Consider the following 24,608-nt stretch of genomic DNA (forward strand, 5'->3'; position numbering starts at 1 on the left):
CTTTGTTGAAGTCCGGTGCTCCGCCCTTACGCACCTGGGGCGGGGGCGGGGGAATCAGGGACATCAGGGCGCGAGGACGCGGGCGCGGCAGGCGGCCGGGGTGCCCCAGGCGCCACGCAGTGCGCGGGCCTTGCGGATCCAGAGGGAGAGGTCCAGCTCCTCGGTGTAGCCGAGGGCGCCGTGCAGATGGAGGGCGGTGCGGGCGGCGGAACAGGCGGCCTCGCAGGCGGACACCTTGGCGGCCGCGATCTCGGCGCCCGCCGACTCCGCGTGCGCGGACAGTGCCAGGGCCGCGGCGTGCACCAGTGGCTCGGCGAACTCCAGGGCGATCAGCGCGTCGGCCAGACGGTGCTTCACGGCCTGGAACGAGCCGATCGGGACTCCGAACTGGGTGCGCTGCCGGGCGTAGGCCACCGTCCGGGCCAGCAGCGCCCGGCCCAGCCCGAGGGCCTGCGCCGCCGTCGCCAGGGCCGCGACCTCGGCGGCGTGCGCGGCCGCGGCGGACACCTGTGGACCGCGCGCCAGTACGGTGCCGCCGCGCGGCCGGGACAGCCGGCGCGCGGGGTCGGCGGACGGCTGCACCGGTCCGGCTGCCTCGGTCAGGCGGACGGTGTCGCCGTCGACGACGAAGACCGCGTCGGCGGAGTCGGCGTCCAGGGCGTACGGGCTGGCGCCGGATCCGGAGGCGGACCCAGAGCCAGGTCCAGAGCCAGGTCCAGAGCCGGGCCCGGAGATCAGGCACAGCGAGGCGGCGGTCTTGCCGGAGGCGATGCCCGGCAGCCAGGTGGCGGCCGTCGCCTCGTCGCCGAGTGTGCCGAGCCGGTCCAGCAGGGCCGCCGCGGCGACCGTCTCCACCACGGGGCCCGGCACCACGTGGCGGCCCAACTCGATGAAGGCCACCACGAGTTCGGTGGGCAGCGGGCCGAGCCCGTCGTGCCGTTCCGGTACGGCCAGGGCGAACACGCCGGCCTCGGCCAGCCGGGCCCGGACGGCGCGGCCGGGCGCGGGGTCCCCGGCGGCCCAGGCCCGTACGACTGCCGGGATGTCCGCGGCCGTGAGCATGGCGTCGAGTGAGCGGGCGAAATCCCGCTGCTCCTCGTCGAGGAGGAACCGCATCACCGGCGTCCCTTCGGAAGACCGAGCAGCCGCTCGGCGATGATGTCGCGCTGGATCTCGTTGGTGCCGGCGTAGATCGGCCCGGCGAGGGAGAACGTGTAGCCCTCGGACCAGCTGCCGTGCGCGGGTGCCTCCTCGGCCTCGTCCGACAGCTCGCCGTAGGGGCCGAGCAGGTCGAGTGCGGTCTCGTGGAGGGCGATGTCGAGTTCCGACCAGAAGACCTTGTTGAGGCTCGACTCGGCGCCGATGGCACTTCCCGTGGCGATCCTTGATGCGTTGGCGTAGGTGAAGAGCTGGTACGCGCGGGCGCGGATCACCGCGTCGGCGACCCGGTCGCGTATCGCGGTGTCCGCCGGGTCGGCGTGGTCGCGCCACAGTGCGGTCAGCCGCTCGGCGGCGGCCGTGAAGCGGCCCGGGCTGCGCAGCGTCAGCCCGCGCTCGTTGCCCGCCGTGCTCATCGCGACCCGCCAGCCCTGGCCCGGCTCGCCGATCACGTCCTCGTCCGGCACGAAGACGTCCGAGAGGAACAGTTCGGCGAAGGCGGGCTTGCCGTCGAGGCGGCCGATGGGGCGTACGGTCACGCCGTCCGCGTCCAGCGGGAACATCAGATACGTCAGCCCCCGGTGCGGCTTGCCCGTCGCCAGGCCGCCCTGGTCGCTGCGGAAGAGACCGAAGGCCCGGTCGGCGAAGGCGGCCCGGGACGACCAGGTCTTCTGGCCGTTCAGCAGCCAGCCGCCGTCGGTGCGCACGGCCGTGGAACGCAGCGAGGCGAGGTCGGAGCCGGACTCCGGCTCGGACCAGGCCTGGGCCCAGATCACCTCGCCGCTCGCCATGGGCGGCAGGATCCGGGCCCGCTGCTCCGGTGTGCCGTGCTCGAAGAGGGTGGGTGCGAGGAGGTTGATGCCGTTCTGGCTGACCCGGCCGGGCGCGCCGGCCGCGTAGTACTCCTCCTCGAAGACCAGCCACTGAAGGATCGACGCGCCCCGGCCGCCGTACTCCGCGGGCCAGGAGACCACCGACCAGCGGTCCGCGCACAGTGTGTGCTCCCACTCCCGGTGTGCGGCGAAACCCTCGGCGGTCTCCAGGGAGGGCAGGGGTACCGGCGGCACATGGGCCGCGAGCCAGGCGCGAGCCTCGTCGCGGAACGCGTCCTCCGCCGGCGTGAAGTCCAGGTCCATCAGCCGGACGCCTTTCCGGGGGAGGAGGGGCGCCCCTCGGCATGGTGCCGCATGGCGCGGATGTCCATGCCGCCCAGCGAGTCCCGGGCGACCTCGGCGTTGTGAGCGTGCGCCACGTGGTGCAGTCCGAAGACGGAGTCCAGCCCGGTGTGCAGGCCCTGCAGATCCTCGGCCTGGTTGACCGCGCGCTTGGTCAGTGCCAGTCCGAGCCGCGGCATCTCGGCGATGCGCAGCGCCAACTCACGTACGGCGTCGTTGAGTTGCTCACGCGGGACGACCCGGTTGACCATGCCCACCTCGTACGCCCGGCGGGCGCTCATCCGGTCGCCGGTGAAGAGGAACTCCTTGGCGATGCGCGGTGGCATCACCCACGGGTGGGCGAAGTACTCCACACCCGGAATGCCCATCCGCACCACCGGGTCCGCGAAGAAGGCGTCCTCGGTGGCGACGATCAGGTCGCAGACCCAGGCGAGCATCAACCCGCCCGCCACGCAGGCGCCTTGGACGGCGGCGATGACCGGTTTGGGCAGCTCGCGCCAGCGGCGGCACATGCCGAGATAGACCTCGGACTCGCGTGCGTAGCGGCTCTCGGCGCCCTCCTTGTCCGAGTGGTCCCACCAGAGGCCGGCCTTGCGGTCGAACGGCAGATGGGCGTCCCGCTCCGGGGTGCCGATGTCATGGCCGGCCGAGAAGTGCTTGCCCGCCCCGGCGAGCACCACGACCTTCACCTCGTCGTCGTCGGCCGCGCGGTAGAAGGCCCGGTCCAGGGCGTAGGTCATCGTGGAGTTCTGGGCGTTGCGGTAGTCGGGCCGGTCCATCGTGACCAGGGCGACGGGCCCCTGGCGTTCGTAGCGGACGGGCCCTGAGGACGCGTTGCGGGCAGCGGACATCCGCCCCTCCTTCCCTAACAATTGTTTGGTAGGTTAACGTACGGGCCCTCGGCCGTCGAGAAGTCGATCCGCCGGGACGCCCGTCCCACGAGAGTCGTCCGGAGCCGCCCATGAGCAGCAGCGTCGAGGAGTTCCGCTCCGGGTTCCGCGCCTGGTTGCGGGCCAATCTCACCGGGGAGTTCGCGGGCCTGCGCGGACGCGGCGGCCCCGGCCGGGAACACGAGGCGTTCGCCGAACGCCTCGCCTGGGAACGGCACATGGCCGCCGCGGGCTGGACCTGCGTCGGCTGGCCGGAGGAGTACGGCGGGCGGGGCGCCACCCTCGAACAACAGGTGGCCTGCCACGAGGAGTACGCCCTCGCCGACGCCCCCGCCCGGGTGGGCCACCTCGGCGAACAACTCCTCGGCCCCACCCTGATGGCCTTCGGCACTCCCGAGCAGCGGGAGCGTTTCCTCCCCCGGATCGTCGCCGTCGACGAGCTGTGGTGCCAGGGCTACAGCGAGCCGGACGCCGGATCGGACCTGGCGAACGTACGCACCCGGGCCGAGCTCGACCACGAAGCGGGCGAGTGGGTGGTCACCGGTCAGAAGGTCTGGACCTCACTCGCCCACGAATCCGACTGGTGCTTCGTCGTCGCCCGCACCGAACCCGGCTCCACCCGCCACCACGGCCTGTCCTACCTGCTGGTCCCGCTCGACCAGCCGGGCGTGGAGATACGGCCGATCACCCAGCTCACCGGCACCTCCGAGTTCAACGAGGTGTTCTTCGACGGCGCCCGCACCGCCGCCGGGAACATCGTCGGAGCGCCCGGCGAGGGCTGGCAGGTCGCCATGGCCACCCTCGGCTTCGAACGCGGTGTGTCCACCCTCGGCCAGCAGGTCGGCTTCCGCCGCGAACTCGAATCCCTCATCGAGCTGGCGAGACGCAACGGCGCCGCCCGGGACCCGCTGATCCGCGACCGCATCGCCCGGGCCTGGACCGGCCTGGAGATCATCCGCTGCAACGCCCTGCGCATGCTCGACGGCGTCGCGGCCGGCGCCCCCGGCCCCGAGGCGTCCATCGGCAAGATCTTCTGGGCCACCTGGCACCGCGACCTGGGCGAACTCGCCATGGATGTGCGCGGCGCCGACGGCATGACGGCCGTCGGAGCGCCGTACGACCTCGACGACTGGCAGCGGCTGTTCCTCTTCTCCCGCGCCGACACGATCTACGCCGGCTCGAACGAGATCCAGCGCAACATCATCGCCGAGCGCGTGCTCGGCCTGCCGAAGGAGGTTCGCCCATGAGGAGGCTGCCGAGCACCGGCCGGGGGTACGGGGGGCGTCCCCCGGGGGACTGCAGCCTCGGCCTGCCGAAGGAGGTACGGCCATGAGTGCCCCGCCCCCGTATGTGCCCGGCCACCAGTTGCTCGCGGGACGGACCGCCGTCGTCACCGCCGCCGCGGGTGCCGGAATCGGCGGCGCCACCGCCCGGCGCCTCCTCGAAGAGGGCGCGAGCGTCGTCCTCTCCGACGCCCATGCCCGCCGCCTCAAGGAGTCCGAGGCGGAGCTGGCCGCCGGGTTCGGCGCCGACCGCGTCGCCGCCCTGCCCTGCGACGTCACCGAGGAGGCCCAGGTCGCGGCCCTCTTCGAGCTGGCCGAGGAGCGCCACGGCCGGCTCGACATCGTCGTCAACAACGCCGGGCTCGGCGGCACCGCCGACCTCGTCGACATGACCGACGAGCAGTGGGACAAGGTCCTCGACGTCACCCTGAACGGCACCTTCCGCTGCACCCGCGCCGCGCTGCGCCGGATGAAGGCCGCGGGCAGCGGCGGCGTCATCGTCAACAACGCCTCCGTCGTCGGCTGGCGGGCCCAGCAGGGCCAGTCGCACTACGCCGCCGCCAAGGCCGGCGTCATGGCCCTCACCCGCTGCGCCGCCCTGGAGGCCGCCGACTACGGAGTGCGCGTCAACGCCGTCTCGCCGAGCCTGGCCATGCACCCCCATCTGGCGAAGGTCACCACCCCCGAGCTGCTGGAGGAGCTGACCGCCCGCGAGGCGTTCGGCCGCTACGCCGAGCCCTGGGAGGTGGCCAACGTCATCGTCTTCCTCGCCAGCGGCTACTCCTCGTACCTCACCGGGGAGGTCCTGTCGGTCAGCAGCCAGCACCCGTGAGGCGACCGTGGACAGGCCCGCGAGCAGGCACCAGCAGGAGGAAGACCGCGATGAGCCCGGCGCCCGAGCGGCGCGGGGAACTCCTGGCCACCGCCGCCGAGGTGTTCGCCGCGCAGGGTTACCGCGCCACCACCGTCCGCGAGATCGCGGACGCGGCGGGCATGCTCGCGGGCAGCCTCTACTACCACTTCGACTCCAAGGAGTCGATGCTCGACGAGATCCTCGCCACCTTCCTGGACGAGCTCCGGGCCCGGTACGACGCGGTACTGGCCGCCGGGCTCGGCCCCAGGGAGACCATCGAGGCCCTGGTCACCGCATCCTTCCGGGAGATCGCCCGGCACCGCGCCGCCGTCGCCATCTACCAGCAGGAGTCCCAGCACCTGCGCACCCACCCCCGCTTCGGCTACCTCACCGACGCACAGCGGAAATTCGAAAGGGCGTGGCTGGGCACGCTGGAGCGCGGAGTGGCCGCCAAGGACTTCCGCGCCGACCTCGACATCCGGCTCACCTACCGCTTCGTGCGCGACACCGTCTGGGTCGCCGCCTCGTGGTACCGGCCGGGTGGACAGCACAGCCCGGAGGAGATCGCCCGCCAGTACCTGTCCACGGTGCTGGAAGGCATCGCCGTCCGGGAATGAGGGACGACCCGAGAACGTAGACAAGAAAGAGGAGTGGCCATGGCCGAGGCATACATCGTCGAAGCGGTCCGCACCCCGGTCGGCAAGCGGAACGGCGGGCTGGCCGCCGTGCACCCGGCCGACCTCGGCGCGCACGTCCTGAAGGCGCTGATGGAGCGCGCCGGAGCCGACCCGGCGGCCGTCGAGGACGTCGTCTTCGGCTGCCTCGACACGGTCGGCCCGCAGGCGGGGGACATAGCCCGCACCTGCTGGCTGGCCGCCGGACTGCCGGAGGAGGTCCCCGGAGTGACCGTGGACCGGCAGTGCGGCTCCTCCCAGCAGGCCCTGCACTTCGCCGCCCAGGGTGTCCTCTCCGGCACCCAGGACCTGGTCGTCGCGGGCGGCGTGCAGAACATGTCCCAGGTGCCGATCGCCTTCGCCAGCCGCCAGGCCGCCGAGCCGCTCGGCCTCACCCAGGGCCCGTACGCCGGCTCCGAGGGATGGCGAGCCCGGTACGGCGACCAGCCCGTGAACCAGTTCCACGGCGCCGAGCTGATCGCGAAGAAATGGGACATCTCCCGCCGCGCCATGGAGGAGTTCGCCCTGCGCTCGCACCAGCGGGCCGTCCGCGCCATCGACGAGGGCCGCTTCCACCGCGAGACCGTCCCGTACGGCGAGGTGACCACCGACGAGGGCCCGCGCCGCGACACCACCCTGGAGAAGATGGCCGGCCTCCAGCCGCTGATCGAGGGCGGCCGGCTCACCGCCGCCGTCTCCTCCCAGGTCTCCGACGGCGCCTCCGCCCTGCTCCTCGCGAGCGAGCGCGCCGTGCGGGAACACGGGCTGACGCCGCGCGCCCGCATCCACCACCTCTCCGTCCGCGGCGAGGACCCGATCCGGATGCTGTCCGCACCCCTGCCCGCCACCGCGTACGCGTTGAAGAAGGCCGGGATGACCCTCGACGACATCGACCTCGTCGAGATCAACGAGGCCTTCGCCCCGGTCGTCCTCGCCTGGCTGAAGGAGACCGGCGCCGACCCGGAGAAGGTCAACGTCAACGGCGGCGCCATCGCCCTCGGCCACCCGCTGGGCGCCACCGGCACCAAGCTGATGACGACCCTGCTGCACGAACTGGAGCGCACGGGCGGCCGATTCGGTCTGCAGACGATGTGTGAGGGCGGCGGCCAGGCCAACGTCACGATCATCGAGCGGCTCTGACCGTCGAATTCCTCACCTCACCAGCTGAACGTGGAGCCTGACCAGGGTCGCGGTGTCCAGGCCGAGGCCCTGGCGCAGATAGCCTTCGAGGCTGCCGTAGTCCTTCTCGGCCTGGTCGAGCGCCGCCCGTAGGTAGTCCTCGCGGACCTCCTGGAGCGGGATGAGAAGGTCGGGGTTCTCCATCAGGCCGGCCTTCTTCAGCGCCTCCCGGGTCGCGCGGTCCGGCTCGGCGCGCAGCTCGTTGGAGAGAAGGTAGTCGCCGGTCGCGGTGCGGTCCGGGACACCGAGGGCGCGCAACAGCAGATAACTCACCCAGCCGGTGCGGTCCTTGCCCGAGGTGCAGTAGTACAGGAGCGGGGACCGCTCGTGGTCCGCGATGTCGCGGAGGGTCTGCGCGAAGCTCTCGCGGTTCTTGTCGTCGGTGACGAAGTTGCGGTAGATCGACCGCATCAGCTCCTCCGCCTTGCCGTCGCCGAGCAGCTCCTGCTGCTTGGCCGGGTCCTTGGTGGCGATGGCCGCCATCGTCTTCGCGTACAGGCCGAGGTCGTCCGCGGGCCGTGCGGTGGCGGACAACCCGGCGGGCAGGCGGTCCGCGCCGTCCTGCCGGACCTCCAGCGGAACGCGGAAGTCCACCACGGTCCGCAGATGCAGCGCGGACAGCTTCGCCACATCGGCGTCGGTCAGCTTGCCGAGCCCGTCGGCCCGGAACACCTGGCCGTAGCGGACGTATCGCCCCAGGCCGGTGCGGTAGCCGCCCAGGTCGCGGACGTTCACCGCGCCCTGCAGCACGATGCGGTGGACGGCTGCGCCGCCCTGCTCGTGCTGCGGGGCGGCGGCGACGGCGACCTGCGCCGGGGCGTCGGCGACGGCGCAGGGCGCAAGGACGCCGAGGGTGACCATGGCGGCGATCGCCACCGGAGGGGCCAGCCGTACAGGGGTAGTGCGCATCACATCAACTCCCTGTGGTGGAGGGGGAATTCAGCTTGCGAGGGGAAGATTGTGGAGGGTGTGCTGTGCCTCGGTCATGACGCGGTGGACGAGCTCGGCGCAGGACGGCAGGTCGTCGATCAGCCCCGCGACCTGGCCCGAGGCCATCACCCCGAGATCGGTGCGGCCCTCGACCATCGAGGCCTTGAGCAGCATCGGGGTGTTGGCCGCCAGCAGCACCTGACTCCACGTCAGGTCCTTGCCGTGCTTCATGGCCAGGCCGTCGCGCACCATCTGCGCCCAGCCCATGCCGGAGTCGCGTCGGAACGCGGCGGCGTGCCGCAGCGCCCGCAGCAGCGCCGCCCCCCGCCCCGAGCGCTCCAGCGTGTCGACCAGCTCGCTGCGCAGCATCCGGTGCGGCAGGCCGTCGACCTTGGTGGTGACGGTGATGTCCTGGACCGTGGCGGCCAGGTATCTGGCCTTGACCGCGTCCGGGACGGTGCTGTCGGAGGTGAGCAGGAAGCGCGTGCCCATGGCGATCCCGGCGGCGCCGTAGGCCAGCGCGGCGACCAGGCCCCGGCCGTCGTGGAAGCCGCCGGCCGCGATCACCGGGATGTCCACGGCATCGACGACCTGGGGGAGGAGGACCGTGGTGGCCACGTTCCCGGTGTGGCCGCCGCCCTCGCCGCCCTGCACCACCACCGCGTCGGCGCCCCACGCGGCGACCTTCTCCGCGTGCCGCCGGGCGCCGATCGACGGGATGACGACCACCCCGGCGCCCTTGAGCCGGGCGATCAGTTCCAGGGAGGGGGCCAGGGCGAACGAGGCGACCTTCACGCCCTCGTCGACGATGATGCGGACGCGTTCGGCGGCGTCGCCCGCGTCCGCCCGCAGATTGACCCCGAACGGCGCGTCCGTGCGGGACGCGACCTCGCGCACGGCCGAACGCAGCTGGTCGGTGGTCATGGTGGCGGAGGCGAGAATGCCCAGCGCGCCCGCGTTGGCGGCGGCCGAGACGAGCCGGGGGCCGGCCACCCACCCCATGCCGGTCTGCACGATCGGGTGCCGCACCCCGACGAGCTTGGTCAGCGGGGTCTCGATCCCCGCGTCCGTCATACGGCGCGCCTCGCTCATGCCGGCACCTCGCGCTCGCGCAGACCCTTCGGGTCCACCACCTCGCGGATCAGCCGCAGCTCCTCGGCGGTGGGCTCGCGGGTGTACGGCACCCCGTCCGGGACGGTGAGCGCGAAACCGGTGGCCTCGGCGACCTGCTCGACCGTGACCCCCGGGTGCAGCGAGCGCAGCCGCATCGTGCGGTCCGGGGTCTCGAAGTCGAAGACGCCGAGGTCGCTGATGACCTCGGGGATGTGGTGGTAGCGGCTCGCGGACGGGCCGGCCGCGGCGGCGCGGTCGTAGCCGACGCCCGACACCATGTCGACCCGCTCGACGAAGACGCGCGGGGAGTGCCGCGGCACCCAGTAACTTGTCGGATTGTTGAGCGTGTTGATCGGCGCCCCGCGGACCCCCAGCAGTTGGCGCTTGGGCCGGGCCCAGTCCCCGATGCAGCTGATGTTCTGGTTGCCGTGCCGGTCCAGTTGACTGGCGCCCATCATCACGTGCCGTCGTCCGGTGGCCACCAGCGCCAGGTGCTGACGGTACGGCAGCCAGCCCTCGACCACCTCGGCCTTGGCGCCCACCGCCGGTACGTCGGCGATGAGCAAGGCTTCGCCGTCCGTCAGCAGCAGGTCGGGGGAGAAGGTGAGCTTCGCCAGCCGGGCGCCGATCATCGGGATCGTGCCCATGGGGCCGGCCAGCACCTCGCCCGCGTCCCGCCAGGCCTCGGCGCAGGCCACCACGCAGTACTCGGCCCGGGTCGCCGTCGTCGTGCCGCCGCTCATGCTTCCTCCTCGTGGAACGCCGCAACGGCGGCCTGGTACGCGGCCTCGTCGCCCGACAGGAACCGCGCGCTGAAGGCCCGCCAGGCCTCGGGGTCGCGGGCGGCCCGGGCGTAGGCGCGCTGGAACGTCTCGTCGCGGTCGTGGTCGGGTGCGCAGGAGGTGAAGTGCGCGCCGTTCGGGGTCTCCACCACGCCGTTCACGAACGCCCGCTTGACCAGCAGTGACTGCGGGCCTTGCGCCTTGAGCAGATCCGCGGTCGCCACGATCTGCTCGCAGGAGAGGTACGCCTGGTCGGCGGCCTGGCAGAACAGATCGTCGAAGTACGGGTCCGGGCCCAGGTACTGGCCGTTGCCGTGCACGTCCGCCCGGTTCAGGTGCACCAGCGCGGCGTCCAGCCGCAGGGCCGGTACGGCGACGAGCTCCTCGCCGTCCTCGTAGGGGGACCGGACCGTCCGCAGCTGTGGGTTGACGGTCATCACGTCCGAGGCGATGCCGGCGCGGATCGGCATGAACGGCAGCCGGTGCGCGGCCGCGGTCAGGCCCCACATGAACATGGCCTCGTCCAGCTCCACCATCTCGAACGCGGCGCGCTGCCGGGCCGCCCCGAAGTGGGGCTCCAGCGGGATCGAGTCCAAGGTGGCGAAGGCGGCGACCAGTTTGCGGATCTTCCCGGCGGCGGCGAGCAGTCCGACGTCGGGTCCGCCGTAACTCACCACGGTCAGATCGGTGAGGTCGGACCGCAGCAGCGCGCGGACCAGTGCCATCGGCTTGCGGCGCGAGCCCCAGCCGCCGATGCCGAGGGTCATGCCGCTCGCCAGCCGGCCGACCACCTCCTCGGCGGTCATCGTCTTGTCCCTGCTCATGGCTGCCGCTCCTTTCCGGTGGGGGTGCCGGTGCCGGCGTCGGTGCCGAACGTGTCGCGGAGCCGGTCGGCGACGCCGCTGAGGTTGGCCTCGAAGGTGAAGCCCTGCTCGAAGCGGTAGCTGCGGCGGACGTCCACCGGGTCGATACCGTTGATAGCGGCCTTGGCGAGGCGGATCAGAAAGCCGTCCTTGGCGGCGATCTCGCGGGCCAACTCCAGTGCCGTGTCAAGGAGTTGTTCGTGGGGCACCACCCGCCACACCGAGCCGTGCCGGTGGAGCTCCTGCGCGGTGGCGGTGCGGGAGGTGTAATACAGCGCCCGCATCAGGTGCTGGGGAACGAGCCGGGCCAGATGGGTTGCCGCGCCGAGCGCGCCCCGGTCCAGCTCGGGCAGGCCGAAGGTGGCGTCCTCGCTCGCCACGATCGCGTCCGCGTTGCCGACCAGCCCGATCCCGCCGCCCAGGCAGAAGCCGTGCACGGCGGCGACCACCGGCACCTCGCAGTCGTAGACGGCGGCGAACGCGACGTAGCAGCCGCGGTTGGCACCGATCAGGGCCTGGTGGCCGTCCGTGCGCTGCATTTCCTTGATGTCGACCCCGGCGTTGAAGCCACGGCCGGCGGCGGTGAGCACCACGCAGCGCACCTTCGGGTCGGTCCCGGCGGCGCGTACGGCGGCGGCGAGGTCGTACCAGCCCTGCACGGGAAGGGCGTTGACCGGAGGGAAATCCACGGTGACGACGGCGACGCCCTCTTCCGGGGCGGAGGTGGAGACACCCATGAGCAGATCAGCTACCTTTCCACCAAACATTTGTTAGGCGCAAGGTAGCAGCGGTCCGCTCGCTGCGGGAGGTGTGCATTGGCAGCGATCCTCGATCTGTCCGGACATGTCGCCGTCGTCACCGGGGGAACCCGGGGCGTCGGCGCGGGAATCACCCGCGCCCTGCTCGCCGCCGGCGCCGAGGTGGTGACCTGCGCACGACGCCCCCCGGACCGTCCCGTCGAAGCGGCCGGGCGCACCGCCCGCTTCCTCCCGCTCGACCTGCGCGACCCGGACGCGGTCGGCGCGTTCTTCGACCGGGTCCGCGACGACCACGGCCGGCTGGACACCCTGGTCAACAACGCCGGCGGCACCCCCTTCCGGCTGCTCGCCGACAGCGACCCGCACCACGCGGCCCGGCTCGTCGCACTCAACCTCGTCGCCCCGCTGACCGCCTCGCTCGCCGCGTACGAGCTGATGCGCGGTCAGGAGCGCGGCGGGTCGATCCTCATGATCGGCAGCGTCAGCGGGACCCGGCCCTCACCCGGCACCGCGGTCTACGGCGCCGCCAAGGCGGGCCTGGACAACCTGGCCCGCTCCATGGCCGTGGAATGGGCGCCCCGCGTACGCGTCAACACCCTCGTCCTCGGCATGGTCCGCACCGAACTGTCGCATCTGCACTACGGCGACGAGGACGGCATCGCCTCCGTCGGCCGCACCGTCCCGCTCGGCCGGCTCGCCGAGCCCACGGAGATCGGCGACGCCTGCGTCTTCCTCGCCTCGGACCGGGCCGCGTACATCAGCGGCGCGAGCCTGCACGTCCACGGGGGCGGGGAGCGGCCGGCGTTCCTCGACGCCGCGACGGTCAACCACTGATCTCCACCGAGAGGATCCACCATGACCGGAATCTGCACCGGACGCGTCGCCGCCGTCACCGGAGCGGGCCGCGGACTGGGCCGCGCGCACGCCCTCGCCCTCGCCGCTGAGGGAGCGAAGGTCGTCGTCAACGACCTCGGCGTCGGCCTCGACGGCACCGGAGGGGCCGCCGGCCCCGCCCAGCAGGTCGTCGACGAGATCCGCACGCGGGGCGGCGAGGCCGTCGCCCACGGCGGTGACATCGCCACCGCCGACGGCGCCGCCTCCCTCGTCGCCACCGCCCTGGAGACCTTCGGCCGCCTGGACACCCTCGTCAACAACGCCGGATTCCTGCGCGACCGCATGCTGGTCAACCTCGACGAGGACGACTGGGACGCCGTCATGCGGGTCCACCTCAAGGGCCACTTCCTGCCCCTCCAGCACGCCGCCGCGCACTGGCGGGCCGAGGCGAAGGCCGGCCGCACGCCCGAGGCCCGGGTGATCAACACCAGCTCCGGGGCCGGTCTGCTGGGCAGCGTCGGCCAGGGCAACTACTCCGCCGCCAAGGCCGGGATCGTCGGCCTGACCCTCGTCGCGGCCGCCGAGCTGGGCCGCTACGGCATCCAGGTCAACGCCATCGCCCCGGCCGCCCGCACCCGGATGACCGAGCAGGCCTTCGCCGACACCATGGCCGCCCCCGAGGGCGACGGCTTCGACGCGATGGCCCCCGAGAACGTCTCCCCGCTCGTCGTCTGGCTGGGGTCCGGCGCCAGTGCCGGGGTGACCGGGCGGGTCTTCGAGGCGGAGGGCGGGCGGATCACCGTCATGGAGGGCTGGCGGCCCGGCCCCACCGCCGACCGGGGCGCCCGCTGGACCCCGGCCGAGGCGGGCGACACCGCCCGCACACTCCTCGCCGGTGCCGAGCCCCCGCAGCCGGTGTACGGAGCGCAGTAGCAGCCGCTGGACCCGCCGCCGCCCGGCCGGGCGGCGGCGTACGGGGTCCCGGCGCACCTTTCCCGGTCAGCGGGATTTCGCGCTCCCCGGGCGGCAGGCACCCCCCATAGCCTCCCGGGACAGCCCGACGCCCCGCAGAGGACCCCATGCTCACGGACCCCCTAAGGCAGCGCGCGGCGGAGATCCTGCGCTGCGCCGAGCACAGCCGCTCGCCGGTCGCCCCGCTGACCGAGACGTTCCCCGGGATCGACACCGACGACGCGTACGAGATCCAGCTCCTCAACATCCGGCACCGCCTCGACGCCGGGGCCGGGGTGCACGGCCACAAGGTCGGCCTGTCGTCCCCCGTCATGCAGCGGATGATGGGGGTGGACGAGCCCGACTACGGTCATCTGCTCGACGACATGGAGCTCACCTCCGGCGTCCCGGTGCCGGTGAACCGCTACTGCTTCCCGCGCGTCGAGGTCGAGGTCGGTTTCGTCCTCGGCGACGACCTGCCGGGCGAGGACTGCACCCCGGCGGACGTGCTCGCGGCCACCGAACGGGTCGTCCCGGCCCTGGAGTTGATCGACAGCAGGATCCGCGACTGGCGGATCTCGATCGCCGACACCATCGCCGACAACGCCTCCTCCGCCGGCTATGTCATCGGCGAGGGCCGCGAGCCGCGCGGGAGGGACCTGACGGCGATCGACGCGCGGCTCTTCAGTGGCGGTGAGCTCCTCGCCGAGGGCCGCAGCGACGCCGTGCTCGGGGACCCGGCCGTCTCCGTCGCGTGGCTGGCCCGCACCGTGGCCCGCTTCGGCGTGCCCCTGAAGAAGGGGCACCTGGTGCTGCCGGGCTCGTGCACCCGGGCCGTCGATGTGACGGCCGGCGCGACCTTCACCGCCGAGTTCACCGGGCTGGGCCCGGTCTCCCTCTCGTTCATCTGAGGTGATGCAAGGAAATGACGCCCCCCAAGACCAAGGCCAGTGCCGCGATCGTCGGATCCGGCAACATCGGCACCGATCTGCTCTACAAGCTGCAACGCTCCGAACTCGTCGAACCCCGCTGGATGATCGGCGTCGACCCGGACAGCGAGGGCCTGGCCCGTGCCCGCCGCGCCGGACTTGAGGCCAGCCACGAGGGCGTCGACTGGCTCCTCGCGCAGGACGAGAAGCCCGACATCGTCTTCGAGGCCACCAGCGCCGCCGTCCACCGGGCCAACGCGCCCCGCTACGCCGCGCTCGGCATCAAGGCGGTCGATCTCACCCCGGCGGCCGTCGGCCCCGCCGTCGTACCGCCCGCCAACCTGGACGGGCACCTCGACCGCCCCAACGTCAACATGATCACCTGCGGCGGTCAGGCCACCATCCCGATGGTGTACGCGGTCTCCCGGGTGGTCCCCGTGGCGTACGCCGAGATCGTCGCCTCGGTGGCCTCCGTGTCGGCCGGGCCCGGAACCCGGGCGAACATCGACGAGTTCACCCGCACCACCTCCCGCGGCATCGAGACCATCGGCGGCGCCGAACGCGGCAAGGCGATCATCATCCTCAACCCGGCCGAGCCACCGGTCATCATGCGCGACACGGTCTTCTGCGCGATCCCCGAAGACGCCGACCGGGCCGCGATCACCCAATCGGTCAAGGAGATCGCCGAGCAGGTCGCCGGCTACGTGCCCGGCTACCGGCTGCGCACCGAGCCGCAGTTCGACGAGGCCCGTCCCGAGAACGGCGGCATGGCGCGCGTCGCGCTCTTCCTGGAGGTGGAGGGCGCGGGCGACTACCTGCCGCCGTACGCCGGAAACCTCGACATCATGACCGCCGCCGCGACCAAGGTCGGCGAGGAGTTCGCGAAGGGCATGCAGGCATGAGGACCTACTCCGACACGCTCGACATCCGCATCACCGACTCCTCGCTGCGCGACGGGTCGCACGCCAAGCGGCACCGGTTCACCGGCGAGGACGTACGGTCCGTCGTCGCGGCCCTCGACGACGCCGGGGTCCCGGTCATCGAGGTCACGCACGGCGACGGACTCGGTGGCTCGTCGTTCACCTACGGCTTCTCCAAGACCCCCGAGCAAGAGCTCATCAAGATCGCGGTGGACACCGCCCGGCGGGCGAAGATCGCCTTCCTGATGCTCCCCGGCCTGGGGGTGAAGGACGACATCCGGGCCGCCCACGCCAACGGCGCGCGCATCTGCCGCATCGCCACCCACTGCACCGAGGCCGACATCTCCGTCCAGCACTTCGGGCTCGCCCGCGAGAGGGGCCTGGAGACCGTCGGGTTCCTGATGATGGCCCACTCGACCACGCCCGAGAAGCTGGCCGAGCAGGGCCGCATCATGGCCGACGCCGGCTGCCAGTGCGTCTACGTGGTCGACTCGGCCGGGGCGATGGTCATGGACGACGTCACCGCCCGGGTCGAGGCCCTGGTGGACGTGCTCGGCGACGACGCCCAGGTCGGCTTCCACGGGCACGAGAACCTCGCCCTCGGCACCGGCAATTCGATCGCGGCCATCAGGGCCGGCGCCCTGCAGATCGACGGCTCCACCCGTCGCCTCGGGGCCGGCGCGGGCAACACAGCCGTCGAGGCGCTGGTCGCCGTCTGCGCCAAGATGGGCATCCGCACCGGCATCGACGTACTGAAGATCATCGACGCGGCCGAGGACGTGGTCCGCCCGGTGATGGACGACGAGTGCCAACTCGACCGGCCGGCCCTGCTGATGGGCCACGCCGGGGTCTACTCCAGCTTCCTCAAGCACGCCTACCGGCAGGCCGAGCGCTACGGCGTCTCCGGCGCCGAGATCCTGCTGCGCGCGGGCGAGCGCCGCCTCGTCGGTGGCCAGGAGGACCAGCTCATCGACATCGCCGTGGAACTCGCCGCACAGAACTGAGCGGCCGGAAGGAGGAACGACATGACTGCTCTCGACGACGAGGTCCGGGTCATCGACGCGGGCCGGCCGCCCACCCGCTTCGCGCGGGGCTGGCACTGCCTGGGCCTGGCCGACGGCTTCAAGGACGGAACGCCGCACGAGATCGAGGCGTTCGGCACCAAGCTGGTGGTCTTCCAAGGCGGGACCGACGGACAGCTGCACGTGCTGAACGCCTACTGTCCGCACATGGGCGGCAACCTCGCCCACGGCACGGTCAAGGGCGATGCCGTCGCCTGTCCGTTCCACGACTGGCGCTGGGCGGGCAACGGCCGCTGCGCCGGGATCCCGTACGCGCGCCGGGTGCCGCCGCGCGCCCGCACCCGCGCGTGGATCACGCTGGAACGCAACAAGCAGCTCTTCGTCTGGAACGACCCGGAGGGCAACCCGCCGCCGGCCGACGTCACCCTCCCCGAGATCGAGGGCATCCACGGCCCGGACGCGGGGGAGTGGAGCGAATGGACCTGGAAGACGCTGCGGGTCGAGGGCTCCCACTGCCGCGAGATCGTGGACAACGTCGTGGACATGGCGCACTTCTTCTACGTCCACTACGCCTTCCCGGAGTACTTCAAGAACGTCTTCGAGGGGCACATCGCCACCCAGTACATGGAGAGCAGTCCGCGCGGTGACATGGACCTGGGCACGCTCAGCTCCGGCCGCCTGCGGTCGGACGCCTCCTATTACGGCCCCTCGTACATGATCGACCACCTCTACAGCGACGTCGGCGGCGGTGTAGAGATGGAGATCGTCCTGATCAACTGCCACTACCCGATCGACGAGAACAGCTTCCAGCTGCAGTACGGGGCGATCGTCAAGAAGCTCCCCGGCATGACGGACGAGCAGGCCGCGGAGGCCGCCCGGCTCACCGCCGAGGGCGCGACCGCCGGCTTCGAGCAGGACGTGGAGATCTGGAAGAACAAGACCCGGATCGACAACCCGCTGCTCACCGAGGAGGACGGCCCGGTCTACCAACTGCGCCGCTGGTACGAGCAGTTCTACGTGGACGCCGCCGACGTCAAGGACGAGATGACGCGTCGGTTCGAGTTCGAGATCGACACCGAGCGGGCCAACAAGGCCTGGCGCTCGGAGGTCGAGGACAACCTGGCCCGCCGGGCGGAGACCGGAGCCTGACATGCAGCCGGTGACGTGCGCGACCTGCGGCAACCAGGTCCACTGCGAGAAATTCAGCCCGGCCCACACCTCCGTGCAGTGGACCGCCGACGCGGCCGTCGTCTGCTTCGAGTTCCGTGACCGGGTGGCCGCCGGCGCGATCAGCGCCCGGATACGCACCTGCCGGGCACTGCGGGCGAGCATCGACGACGCCGTCGAGAACGGCACTCTGGAGGTCCTCGATGCCTGAGCCGACGACCGGGCCGCGCCCCCACCGGCTGCGCGTCCTCGACGTGATCGCCGAGACGGCCGAGGCCCACTCCCTGGTGCTCCAGGCACCGCCGGAGAGCGCCGACCGCTTCGCGTACCGCCCCGGGCAGTTCCTCACCCTGAAACTGCCCGGCGCGGACGGCCGGCCGGCGGCCCGCTGCTACTCCCTCGCCAGCTCACCGCACACCGGTGAACCGATGAAGATCACCGTCAAGCGGGTGGCCGGCGGCCACGGTTCCCACTGGATGTGCGACCACGTCACGGCGGGGCAGGAGCTGGAGGTACTGCCTCCGGCCGGCACCTTCACCCCGCGATCCCTCGACCGGGACCTGCTGCTCGTCGCCGGAGGCAGCGGCATCACCCCGGTACTGTCCATCGCCAAGTCGGCCCTGGCACAAGGACGGGGCCGGGTGGCGCTCCTGTACGCCAACCGCGACGAGCCCTCGGTCATCTTCCGCGACGAGCTGCGGCAACTGACCGAGCGCCACCCGGACCGACTGCTGGTGATCCACTGGCTGGAGTCGCTCCAGGGCCTCCCCGCCGCGGACCGGCTGAGCACCGTGCTCGCGCCGTACGCCGACCGCGAGACCTTCGTCTGCGGGCCGGAGCCGCTGATGGACGCCGTCGAACAGGGCCTGCGCGCCCTCGGCACCCCGGGCGACCGGATCCACCGGGAACGGTTCTTCTCCCTGAGCGGCGACGTCTTCGACACACCGGCCGCGGTGGAGGGTACGACGGCCGGGGCGGACAGTACGACGGTCCGGGACGACAGCACGGCCGAGGTGGTGCTCGACGGCGAAACCCGCACGGTCCGCTGGCCGTCGGGGACACCGCTGCTCGACGTCCTGCTGGCCGCCGGAGTGGACGCCCCGTACTCCTGCCGGGAGGGCGCGTGCAGCGCCTGCACCTGCCGGGTCGTGGCCGGCGAGGTGAAGATGCTCCGCAACGACGTCCTGGACGACCAGGACGTCGCCGAGGGATACGTCCTGGCCTGCCAGGCCGTGCCGCTGACCGGCCAGGTGGGGATCACCTACACCTGACGGTCGGCCCGCGGCGACCGCCTCACATCCATTCGCTGAAGCGCAGCCAGGACATCATGTTGTCCATCGCGGGCTGCGGAACACCGGCCGCGGGCAGGGCCGGGGCCGACTGCGCCCGCTTCTTCGCGCGCTGCCCCGGCCCGAACATCGCCTGCCACACCGACCGGGCGCAGCCGAGCACCGCCGGTGCGATCCGCTCCAACTCCCGGTGCGCGCCGTTGCCGCACACCGAGATCGAGGCGATCGCCCGGCCCGCGCCGCGCAGGGGAGCAGCCACGCAGAAGACCCCCTGGAACCCCTCTTCGTAGTCGAACGCGACCCCACGCTCCCGCACCCGCGCCAGCTCGCCGCGGAAGGACTCGGGGCGGGTGATGGTGCGCGGTGTCCGTGGCCGCAGCCCGTTCCGGATCACCGGCTCGACCAGCCCGTCGTCGCTGAAGGCCAGGATCGCCTTGCCCGCCGCCGTGCAGTACGCCGGCTGCCGCCCGCCCACCCGCGACGGCACGCCGTGGTCGTGCGACCCGCCGATCCGCTCCAGGTAGACCACCTCGGTGCCGTCGAGCACCGTGAGGTGCACCAGATGGCCGGTGGACTCGTGCAGCGCGTGCAGATGAGGCAGCGCCGCCCGGCGCAGCCGGTTGTGGTGCGCGGCCATGGCACCCAGCTCCAACATGCCCATGCCCAGCCGGTAGTCGCGGCCCTCCCGCTCCAGCCAGCGTTGCTGCACCAGCTGGTCGAGGATGCGGTGCGCGGAGGACCGGGGCAGACCGGAGCGCTGCACGACCTCGGTCAGGGTGAGCCGGGGCTGCGCGGTCTGGAACGCGCTCAGTACCTTCGCCGCCTTCTCCAGCAGGGACAGCGGCGGACCTCCGGACTCGACGGCATGCGTCGTCAACGGCACCTCCCACACGGACGGCCGGCAAGCCCCTGGTCGCGGCCGTGATCTGCGGTATTGCTTGGATGGTGCAGTGGATTCCGGCCGGCGGATAGAGGGTGTTCCGTTTCGGAACGGTAAACGCGTAGGTTCCCTCCCGTCACCCCGGGACGACGTGTGGACATGAGGGATACGCATGCGCGACGACCGCGTTCTGGCAGCGGTCCGCGACCTCGTCCCCGCCCTCCGTGAGCGGGCGGCCGAGGCCGAGGCGCTGCGCCGGGTGCCCGCATCCTCCGTCGAGGAGCTGGCCCGGGCCGGCTTCTTCCGGCTGCTCCAGCCCAGCGCGTACGGGGGTCTCGCCGCCGACCCGGCCGTCTTCTACGCCGCGGTGAAGGAGATCGCCAAGGCGTGCGGGGCGACCGGCTGGGTCGCCGCGGTTCTCGGTGTGCATCCGTGGCACGTGGCCCTCTTCGACCCACGGGCGCAGGAGGAGGTGTGGGGCGAGGACCGCTCCGCCCGGATCTGCTCCTCCTACGCCCCGACCGGGACCGTCACCCCGGCCGACGGCGGCTTCCGCCTCTCGGGCCGGTGGCGTTTCTCCTCCGGCTGTGACCACGCCCGGTGGGCCCTGCTCAGTGGCCTCGTCGCGGACGCCGAGGGCCGGCCCGTGGACATGCGCACCTTCCTCGTCCCCCGATCCCAGTACCGCATCGACGACGTGTGGGACACCGTCGGCCTGCGCGGCACCGGCAGCAACGACCTGGTCGTCGAGGACGTCTTCGTGCCCGATCACCGGACCCTCGGCTACGGCCCCATGAGCGCACTGACCTGCCCGGGCCACCGCCGCAACCCCGAGCCGCTGTACCGGCTGCCGTACGCCGTCGTCTTCACGACCACCATCTCGACCGCGATCGTCGGCATCGCCGAGGGCGCCTACGAGGACCACCTCGCGACGGCCCGCGAGCGCTTCGAGGTCTCCCACGGCCAACGGGCCGCCGAGGACCCCTTCGCGCAGGTGCGCATCGCCCGCGCCGCCAGTGACATCGACGCGGCCTGGCTCCAACTGACCCGCAACGTCGACGACCTGTACGCCCTCGCCCGGAGCGGTGCGGAGCTCCCGATGGAGCTGCGCGTCCGCGCCCGCCGGGACCAGGTGAGGGCCACCGAGCGGGCGGTCGCGGCGGTCGACCTGCTGATGGAGAACGCCGGCAGCGGCGCCCTGCGCACCGGCGACCATGTCCTGCAGCGCGCCTGGCGGGACGTGCACACCGGTCGCGGGCAGGCGGCCAACGACGCGGAGCGGGCGCTCGTCCTCTTCGGCCGGCACGCGCTCGGCCTCGATGTCCAGGACCCGATGCTCTGATTTCCCCCCTCTCCCGAAGGAGAGGGACTCCTGCTCCCGCTCAGTGGGAGCAGCGCATTTCGCCGCCGAAGGGCGCAGCGTACGGTCCTGCCACTTCCTCACCGAGAGCTTCCACCACGACGAACCGAGAAGGGGTGCTCCCATGGCCGAAGATGTGCTGGCAGCGATCCGAGCCCTCGCCCCGAGCCTGCGCGAGCGCGCGGCCGAGGCGGAGGAGCTGCGCCGCGTGCCGGACACCTCCGTCAAGGAGCTGGAGGACACCGGCTTCTTCCAGCTGCTGCAGCCCAAGGCCTTCGGCGGCCGGGCGGCCGACCCCCTGGTCTTCTACTCGGCGGTCAAGGAGATCGCCAAGGCGTGCGGCTCCACCGGCTGGGTCGCCTCGGTGGTCGGTGTCCACCCCTGGCACGTCGCCCTGTACGACCCGCGGGCCCAGCAGGAGGTGTGGGGCCGGGACCCCAAGACCCGCATCGCCTCCTCGTACGCCCCCACCGGCAAGGCGACCGCGGTCGACGGCGGCTTCCGGCTGTCCGGCCGGTGGCACTTCTCCTCCGGCTGCGACCACGCCCGGTGGGCCCTGCTCGGCTGCCTGGTCCCGGACGGCGAGGGCCGGCCGGTGGACATGCGCACCTTCCTGGTGCCCCGTTCCGAGTACCGCATCGACGACGTGTGGGACACCGTCGGTCTGCGCGGCACCGGCAGCAACGACGTCGTGGTCGAGGACGTCTTCGTGCCCGATCACCGGGCGCTCAGCTTCGGCCCGGTGACCGCCCTGAAGGTGCCCGGCCACGAGCTCAACCCCGAGCCGCTGTACCGGCTCCCGTACGCCGGCGTGTTCACCACCACGATCTCCACCCCGATCCTCGGTATCGCCGAGGGCGCCTACGAGTCCTATGCCGAGGCCACCCGGCAGCGCTTCCGCGTCTCCTACGGGCAGAAGGTCGCCGAGGACCCCTTCGCGCAGGTGCGCATCGCCCGCGCGGCCAGTGACATCGACGCGGCCTGGCTCCAACTGAGCCGCAACATGGGCGAGATGTACGCCCTCGCTCGGAGCGGTGCGGAGCTCCCGATGGAACTGCGCATCCGCACCCGCCGGGACCAGGTGAGGGCCACCGAGCGGGCGGTCGCGGCGGTCGACCTGCTGATGGAGAACGCCGGCGGCAGCGCCATGCGCACCGCCCCCAACCCGGTCCAGCGCGCCTGGCGGGACGCCCACACCGGCCGCGGCCACGCCGCGAACGACCCGGAGCGGGCGCTGGTGATGTACGGGCAGTGCGCGCTCGGCATCGACACCCAAGACACCATGGCCTGAAAGGCGCCGCAGATGGCAGAGCTGACCTACGAGTCGACCTCCCGCACCGGCAAGGCGGCGGGAATCACCCTCCACCACCACGAGGCCGGGCCGGACGACCGGCCGGACGCACCCGTCGTGATCATGCTGCACGGCGGTGGCCCCGGCGCCTCCGCCTGGAGCAACTTCGGCCGCAACCTCCCCGTCTTCGCCAGGCACTTCCGCACCCTGCTGATCGACCAGCCCTGCTTCGGCCGCTCGGACAAGCCGGAGCTCGACAAGGACTACTTCAGCTACAGCGCGGACGCCGTCGCGGCGCTGATGGACGAACTGGGCATCGACCGCGCGCACTTCGTCGGCAACTCGCTCGGCGGCGGCACCGCCGTCCGCATGGCCCTGAACCACCCGGCCAAGGTCGCCAAGCTGCTGCTGATGGGCCCCGGCGGCGTCTCCGTCAACCTCTTCGCCCCGGACCCGACCGAGGGCATCAAGCGGCTCTTCGAATTCAACACCGCACCGGAACCCACCAAGGAGCAACTGCGCGCCTTCCTCGGCGTCATGGCCTACGACCGGTCGATCGTCACCGACGAACTGGTCGAGGAGCGCTGGGCCTCGGCCACCGACCCCGACACCAGGCTGGGCAGCGCCCGGATGGGGGCCGCCTTCGCCAACCCGGCCTGGGCCGAGGACTGGATGCTGTGGCGGGAGGCCCACCGCATCACCCAGCCGGTGCTGCTCACCTGGGGCCGCGAGGACCGCGTCAATCCCCTCGACGGCGCGCTGGTCGCCCTCAAGACCATCCCGGACGCCCGCCTGCACGTCTTCCCGCACTGCGGCCACTGGGCCCAGGCCGAGCAGGCCGACGAGTTCAACCGCCTCGCCATCGACTTCTTCTCGCACTGACCGACGAAAGGCTGACCATGGACATCCGTGCTCTCGGCTATCTGCGCCTGGAGACCACCAAGCTCGCCGAGTGGCGCACCTACGCGCTCGACATCCTCGGCATGGTGGAGGCCGCCGGCACCACCGAGGACACCCTCTGCCTGCGCATGGACGACCGCTGTCACCGCATCGTCGTCCAGGCGGGCGGGAGCGACCGGCTGCTGGCGGCCGGCTGGGAGGTGGCGAACGCCGCCGCACTCGCCCGGGTCGGCGAGGAGCTCGCGGCGGCGGGCGTCGCCGTCAAGCCCGCCGTCGCCGCCGAACTCGCCGAGCGCCGCGTCCAGGGCATGCTGCACGTGACGGATCCCGGCGGAAACCCGTTGGAGATCTACTGGGGCCAGGCCCAGGACCACACCGCGCTCGGCACCCCGTACGGCAACCGCTTCGTCACCGGTGACCTCGGCCTGGGCCACGTGGTGCTCCCGGTGTCGGACCCCGAGGCGGCGCTGGACTTCTACGAGAACCTGCTCGGCTTCCAGTTGCGCGACTCCATGAAGCTGCCGCCGCAGGCCGTCCCGACGGCCGCCGAGCAGCGGGACTTCCACTGGATGCACTTCCTGAGCCCCAACCGGCGCCATCACAGCCTGGGGTTGTACCCCGGCGCCCTGCCTCCCGGCATCGTGCACTTCATGGTGGAGCTGGAGACCCTCGACGACGTGGGTCGCGGCCTGGACCGCATGAACGCCGCGGGCATCCCCATCGCCTCCACCCTCGGCCGCCACACCAACGACCACATGGTGTCGTTCTACGCCCAGGCTCCCGGCGGCTTCCAGGTCGAGTACGGCTGGGACGGCCTGCTCGTCGACCCGGCCACCTGGGTGGCCAAGGAGATCACCGCCGACAGCTTCTGGGGCCACCAGTGGAACGGCTGACCGACGACCGGGTGACGGCCCGTCAGATCGATGCGGACGGCTTCCGGGACGTCCTCGGCCGCTTCGCCACCGGCATCACGGTCGTGGCGGCACTGGACGGCGCGGAGCCCGTCGGCTTCGCCTGCCAGTCCTTCGCCTCGCTCTCCCTCGACCCGCCGCTGGTCATGCTGGCCGTCGGCAAGTCCTCCACCAGCTGGCCACGGATCGAGCGGGGCGGCCGCTTCTGCGTCAACATCCTCGCCGAGGATCAGCAGGACACCTGCGTCGCACTCGGCCGCAGCGGCACCGACAAGTTCGCGGACGTGCCCTGGCGCACCTCGCCGCACGGCACCGTGCAGATCGACGGCGCCCTGGCCACCGTGGACTGCCGCTTGGCGGCGGTCCACGAAGCCGGCGACCACTCCATCGTCACCGGCGAGGTGATCGACCTCGCCGCCCAGGAGAACGGGCGGCCGCTGCTGTACTTCCGCAGCCGCTACGCCACCGGCACGTTCTCGCGCTGAGTACCCACCGC

The 24,608-nt window shown here is 72.1% G+C and carries 26 protein-coding genes; 17 read left to right on the top strand and 9 right to left on the bottom strand.

Annotated features, from left to right (window positions below; genetic code table 11):
• Positions 1 to 63 precede the first annotated feature (63 nt).
• Genes AB0E02_RS02110 through AB0E02_RS02120 form a run of 3 tightly spaced genes read right to left on the bottom strand, consistent with a single transcriptional unit; the run spans position 64 to position 3,184 of the window.
• Positions 64 to 1,116 (bottom strand): acyl-CoA dehydrogenase family protein, encoded by a 1,053-nt coding sequence (locus AB0E02_RS02110; RefSeq protein WP_362135551.1) that lies wholly within the window; start codon positions 1,114 to 1,116, stop codon positions 64 to 66.
• The gene (locus AB0E02_RS02115; RefSeq protein WP_362134961.1) at positions 1,116 to 2,294 is read right to left on the bottom strand and encodes an acyl-CoA dehydrogenase family protein; all 1,179 of its coding nucleotides are present in this window, start codon (positions 2,292 to 2,294) and stop codon (positions 1,116 to 1,118) included. Before AB0E02_RS02115 ends, AB0E02_RS02110 begins: the two co-directional genes overlap by 1 nt.
• Positions 2,294 to 3,184 carry an enoyl-CoA hydratase gene (locus AB0E02_RS02120; protein ID WP_362134963.1) on the bottom strand — a complete coding sequence of 297 codons (891 nt, stop codon included), beginning with the start codon at positions 3,182 to 3,184 and terminating at the stop codon, positions 2,294 to 2,296. Before AB0E02_RS02120 ends, AB0E02_RS02115 begins: the two co-directional genes overlap by 1 nt.
• A 110-nt stretch (positions 3,185 to 3,294) precedes the next feature.
• Between AB0E02_RS02120 and AB0E02_RS02125 the strand changes: the two genes are divergently transcribed.
• The 4 genes from AB0E02_RS02125 (at position 3,295) to AB0E02_RS02140 (ending at position 7,173) form a co-directional block, all read left to right on the top strand.
• Positions 3,295 to 4,470 (top strand): acyl-CoA dehydrogenase family protein, encoded by a 1,176-nt coding sequence (locus AB0E02_RS02125; RefSeq protein WP_362134965.1) that lies wholly within the window; start codon positions 3,295 to 3,297, stop codon positions 4,468 to 4,470.
• An 82-nt stretch (positions 4,471 to 4,552) separates the two neighbouring features.
• Positions 4,553 to 5,338, top strand: a complete 786-nt coding sequence (locus AB0E02_RS02130; RefSeq protein WP_362134967.1) for an SDR family oxidoreductase — start codon at positions 4,553 to 4,555, stop codon at positions 5,336 to 5,338.
• A 50-nt stretch (positions 5,339 to 5,388) separates the two neighbouring features.
• Positions 5,389 to 5,976, top strand: coding sequence for a TetR/AcrR family transcriptional regulator (locus AB0E02_RS02135; RefSeq protein WP_362134969.1), 588 nt, complete (start codon positions 5,389 to 5,391; stop codon positions 5,974 to 5,976).
• 39 nt (positions 5,977 to 6,015) lie between these two features.
• Entirely contained in the window at positions 6,016 to 7,173 is a 1,158-nt protein-coding gene (locus AB0E02_RS02140) for an acetyl-CoA C-acetyltransferase (protein ID WP_362134971.1), read from the top strand.
• A gap of 12 nt (positions 7,174 to 7,185) precedes the next feature.
• On the opposite strand, the gene AB0E02_RS02145 is transcribed toward AB0E02_RS02140, so the two are convergent.
• Genes AB0E02_RS02145 through AB0E02_RS02165 form a run of 5 tightly spaced genes read right to left on the bottom strand, consistent with a single transcriptional unit; the run spans position 7,186 to position 11,637 of the window.
• Positions 7,186 to 8,121, bottom strand: coding sequence for a tyrosine-protein phosphatase (locus AB0E02_RS02145; protein ID WP_362134973.1), 936 nt, complete (start codon positions 8,119 to 8,121; stop codon positions 7,186 to 7,188).
• A gap of 30 nt (positions 8,122 to 8,151) precedes the next feature.
• Positions 8,152 to 9,201 (bottom strand): nitronate monooxygenase, encoded by a 1,050-nt coding sequence (locus AB0E02_RS02150; RefSeq protein WP_362135553.1) that lies wholly within the window; start codon positions 9,199 to 9,201, stop codon positions 8,152 to 8,154.
• Between the two features lie 29 nt (positions 9,202 to 9,230).
• Positions 9,231 to 9,998, bottom strand: a complete 768-nt coding sequence (locus AB0E02_RS02155; RefSeq protein WP_362134976.1) for a CoA-transferase — start codon at positions 9,996 to 9,998, stop codon at positions 9,231 to 9,233.
• Positions 9,995 to 10,861, bottom strand: coding sequence for a CoA-transferase (locus AB0E02_RS02160; RefSeq protein ID WP_362134978.1), 867 nt, complete (start codon positions 10,859 to 10,861; stop codon positions 9,995 to 9,997). The genes AB0E02_RS02155 and AB0E02_RS02160 overlap by 4 nt, the downstream gene beginning before the upstream one ends.
• On the bottom strand, positions 10,858 to 11,637 hold the full coding sequence (locus tag AB0E02_RS02165) for an enoyl-CoA hydratase family protein (protein WP_362134980.1): 780 nt from the start codon (positions 11,635 to 11,637) through the stop codon (positions 10,858 to 10,860). The genes AB0E02_RS02160 and AB0E02_RS02165 overlap by 4 nt, the downstream gene beginning before the upstream one ends.
• 78 nt (positions 11,638 to 11,715) lie before the next feature.
• On the opposite strand from AB0E02_RS02165, the gene AB0E02_RS02170 reads away from it, so the two are divergent.
• The 8 genes from AB0E02_RS02170 to AB0E02_RS02205 all read left to right on the top strand — a co-directional run bounded on the left by AB0E02_RS02170 (position 11,716) and on the right by AB0E02_RS02205 (position 18,752).
• On the top strand, positions 11,716 to 12,492 hold the full coding sequence (locus tag AB0E02_RS02170; protein WP_362134982.1) for an SDR family oxidoreductase: 777 nt from the start codon (positions 11,716 to 11,718) through the stop codon (positions 12,490 to 12,492).
• A 21-nt stretch (positions 12,493 to 12,513) separates the two neighbouring features.
• On the top strand, positions 12,514 to 13,425 hold the full coding sequence (locus tag AB0E02_RS02175; RefSeq protein WP_362134984.1) for an SDR family oxidoreductase: 912 nt from the start codon (positions 12,514 to 12,516) through the stop codon (positions 13,423 to 13,425).
• Between the two features lie 146 nt (positions 13,426 to 13,571).
• Positions 13,572 to 14,354, top strand: a complete 783-nt coding sequence (locus tag AB0E02_RS02180; RefSeq protein ID WP_362134986.1) for a 2-keto-4-pentenoate hydratase — start codon at positions 13,572 to 13,574, stop codon at positions 14,352 to 14,354.
• A gap of 14 nt (positions 14,355 to 14,368) precedes the next feature.
• On the top strand, positions 14,369 to 15,274 hold the full coding sequence (locus AB0E02_RS02185) for an acetaldehyde dehydrogenase (acetylating) (protein ID WP_362134988.1): 906 nt from the start codon (positions 14,369 to 14,371) through the stop codon (positions 15,272 to 15,274).
• Positions 15,271 to 16,296 carry a 4-hydroxy-2-oxovalerate aldolase gene (gene dmpG, locus AB0E02_RS02190; protein WP_362134990.1) on the top strand — a complete coding sequence of 342 codons (1,026 nt, stop codon included), beginning with the start codon at positions 15,271 to 15,273 and terminating at the stop codon, positions 16,294 to 16,296. Before AB0E02_RS02185 ends, dmpG begins: the two co-directional genes overlap by 4 nt.
• A gap of 21 nt (positions 16,297 to 16,317) precedes the next feature.
• Positions 16,318 to 17,463 carry a Rieske 2Fe-2S domain-containing protein gene (locus AB0E02_RS02195; protein ID WP_362134992.1) on the top strand — a complete coding sequence of 382 codons (1,146 nt, stop codon included), beginning with the start codon at positions 16,318 to 16,320 and terminating at the stop codon, positions 17,461 to 17,463.
• Between the two features lies 1 nt (position 17,464).
• Positions 17,465 to 17,692 carry a hypothetical protein gene (locus AB0E02_RS02200; RefSeq protein ID WP_362134994.1) on the top strand — a complete coding sequence of 76 codons (228 nt, stop codon included), beginning with the start codon at positions 17,465 to 17,467 and terminating at the stop codon, positions 17,690 to 17,692.
• Positions 17,685 to 18,752, top strand: a complete 1,068-nt coding sequence (locus AB0E02_RS02205; RefSeq protein ID WP_362134996.1) for a ferredoxin--NADP reductase — start codon at positions 17,685 to 17,687, stop codon at positions 18,750 to 18,752. Before AB0E02_RS02200 ends, AB0E02_RS02205 begins: the two co-directional genes overlap by 8 nt.
• A gap of 22 nt (positions 18,753 to 18,774) precedes the next feature.
• Here AB0E02_RS02205 and AB0E02_RS02210 read toward each other — a convergent pair whose 3' ends face one another.
• Entirely contained in the window at positions 18,775 to 19,653 is an 879-nt protein-coding gene (locus tag AB0E02_RS02210; RefSeq protein ID WP_362134998.1) for an IclR family transcriptional regulator, read from the bottom strand.
• Positions 19,654 to 19,822: 169 nt separating this feature from the next.
• Here AB0E02_RS02210 and hsaA (AB0E02_RS02215) point away from each other — a divergent pair, with 169 nt between their 5' ends.
• From hsaA (AB0E02_RS02215) to AB0E02_RS02235, 5 genes are all read left to right on the top strand, one after another.
• Entirely contained in the window at positions 19,823 to 20,992 is a 1,170-nt protein-coding gene (gene hsaA, locus AB0E02_RS02215; protein WP_362135000.1) for a 3-hydroxy-9,10-secoandrosta-1,3,5(10)-triene-9,17-dione monooxygenase oxygenase subunit, read from the top strand.
• A gap of 142 nt (positions 20,993 to 21,134) precedes the next feature.
• Complete coding sequence (gene hsaA / locus AB0E02_RS02220; RefSeq protein ID WP_362135003.1) at positions 21,135 to 22,301, top strand: 3-hydroxy-9,10-secoandrosta-1,3,5(10)-triene-9,17-dione monooxygenase oxygenase subunit; 1,167 nt, start codon at positions 21,135 to 21,137, stop codon at positions 22,299 to 22,301.
• Positions 22,302 to 22,313: 12 nt separating this feature from the next.
• Complete coding sequence (hsaD, locus tag AB0E02_RS02225; protein ID WP_362135005.1) at positions 22,314 to 23,183, top strand: 4,5:9,10-diseco-3-hydroxy-5,9,17-trioxoandrosta-1(10),2-diene-4-oate hydrolase; 870 nt, start codon at positions 22,314 to 22,316, stop codon at positions 23,181 to 23,183.
• Positions 23,184 to 23,200: 17 nt separating this feature from the next.
• Positions 23,201 to 24,094 (top strand): VOC family protein, encoded by an 894-nt coding sequence (locus AB0E02_RS02230; protein WP_362135007.1) that lies wholly within the window; start codon positions 23,201 to 23,203, stop codon positions 24,092 to 24,094.
• The gene (locus AB0E02_RS02235) at positions 24,082 to 24,597 is read left to right on the top strand and encodes a flavin reductase family protein (RefSeq protein WP_362135009.1); all 516 of its coding nucleotides are present in this window, start codon (positions 24,082 to 24,084) and stop codon (positions 24,595 to 24,597) included. Before AB0E02_RS02230 ends, AB0E02_RS02235 begins: the two co-directional genes overlap by 13 nt.
• The last annotated feature ends 11 nt before the right edge of the window (positions 24,598 to 24,608 follow it).

It is taken from the genome of Streptomyces sp. NPDC048196, assembly GCF_040652715.1.
GTDB lineage: Bacteria > Actinomycetota > Actinomycetes > Streptomycetales > Streptomycetaceae > Streptomyces > Streptomyces siderophoricus.

What these genes read in the sequence shown, in the direction of transcription:
- AB0E02_RS02110 (WP_362135551.1), bottom strand. Translation starts at nt 1,116, where the DNA reads ATGCGGTTCCTCCTCGACGAGGAGCAGCGGGATTTCGCCCGCTCACTC.
- AB0E02_RS02115 (WP_362134961.1), bottom strand. Translation starts at nt 2,294, where the DNA reads ATGGACCTGGACTTCACGCCGGCGGAGGACGCGTTCCGCGACGAGGCT.
- AB0E02_RS02120 (WP_362134963.1), bottom strand. Translation starts at nt 3,184, where the DNA reads ATGTCCGCTGCCCGCAACGCGTCCTCAGGGCCCGTCCGCTACGAACGC.
- AB0E02_RS02125 (WP_362134965.1), top strand. Translation starts at nt 3,295, where the DNA reads ATGAGCAGCAGCGTCGAGGAGTTCCGCTCCGGGTTCCGCGCCTGGTTG.
- AB0E02_RS02130 (WP_362134967.1), top strand. Translation starts at nt 4,553, where the DNA reads ATGAGTGCCCCGCCCCCGTATGTGCCCGGCCACCAGTTGCTCGCGGGA.
- AB0E02_RS02135 (WP_362134969.1), top strand. Translation starts at nt 5,389, where the DNA reads ATGAGCCCGGCGCCCGAGCGGCGCGGGGAACTCCTGGCCACCGCCGCC.
- AB0E02_RS02140 (WP_362134971.1), top strand. Translation starts at nt 6,016, where the DNA reads ATGGCCGAGGCATACATCGTCGAAGCGGTCCGCACCCCGGTCGGCAAG.
- AB0E02_RS02145 (WP_362134973.1), bottom strand. Translation starts at nt 8,121, where the DNA reads ATGCGCACTACCCCTGTACGGCTGGCCCCTCCGGTGGCGATCGCCGCC.
- AB0E02_RS02155 (WP_362134976.1), bottom strand. Translation starts at nt 9,998, where the DNA reads ATGAGCGGCGGCACGACGACGGCGACCCGGGCCGAGTACTGCGTGGTG.
- AB0E02_RS02160 (WP_362134978.1), bottom strand. Translation starts at nt 10,861, where the DNA reads ATGAGCAGGGACAAGACGATGACCGCCGAGGAGGTGGTCGGCCGGCTG.
- AB0E02_RS02165 (WP_362134980.1), bottom strand. Translation starts at nt 11,637, where the DNA reads ATGGGTGTCTCCACCTCCGCCCCGGAAGAGGGCGTCGCCGTCGTCACC.
- AB0E02_RS02175 (WP_362134984.1), top strand. Translation starts at nt 12,514, where the DNA reads ATGACCGGAATCTGCACCGGACGCGTCGCCGCCGTCACCGGAGCGGGC.
- AB0E02_RS02180 (WP_362134986.1), top strand. Translation starts at nt 13,572, where the DNA reads ATGCTCACGGACCCCCTAAGGCAGCGCGCGGCGGAGATCCTGCGCTGC.
- AB0E02_RS02185 (WP_362134988.1), top strand. Translation starts at nt 14,369, where the DNA reads ATGACGCCCCCCAAGACCAAGGCCAGTGCCGCGATCGTCGGATCCGGC.
- dmpG (WP_362134990.1), top strand. Translation starts at nt 15,271, where the DNA reads ATGAGGACCTACTCCGACACGCTCGACATCCGCATCACCGACTCCTCG.
- AB0E02_RS02195 (WP_362134992.1), top strand. Translation starts at nt 16,318, where the DNA reads ATGACTGCTCTCGACGACGAGGTCCGGGTCATCGACGCGGGCCGGCCG.
- AB0E02_RS02200 (WP_362134994.1), top strand. Translation starts at nt 17,465, where the DNA reads ATGCAGCCGGTGACGTGCGCGACCTGCGGCAACCAGGTCCACTGCGAG.
- AB0E02_RS02205 (WP_362134996.1), top strand. Translation starts at nt 17,685, where the DNA reads ATGCCTGAGCCGACGACCGGGCCGCGCCCCCACCGGCTGCGCGTCCTC.
- hsaA (WP_362135000.1), top strand. Translation starts at nt 19,823, where the DNA reads ATGCGCGACGACCGCGTTCTGGCAGCGGTCCGCGACCTCGTCCCCGCC.
- hsaA (WP_362135003.1), top strand. Translation starts at nt 21,135, where the DNA reads ATGGCCGAAGATGTGCTGGCAGCGATCCGAGCCCTCGCCCCGAGCCTG.
- hsaD (WP_362135005.1), top strand. Translation starts at nt 22,314, where the DNA reads ATGGCAGAGCTGACCTACGAGTCGACCTCCCGCACCGGCAAGGCGGCG.
- AB0E02_RS02230 (WP_362135007.1), top strand. Translation starts at nt 23,201, where the DNA reads ATGGACATCCGTGCTCTCGGCTATCTGCGCCTGGAGACCACCAAGCTC.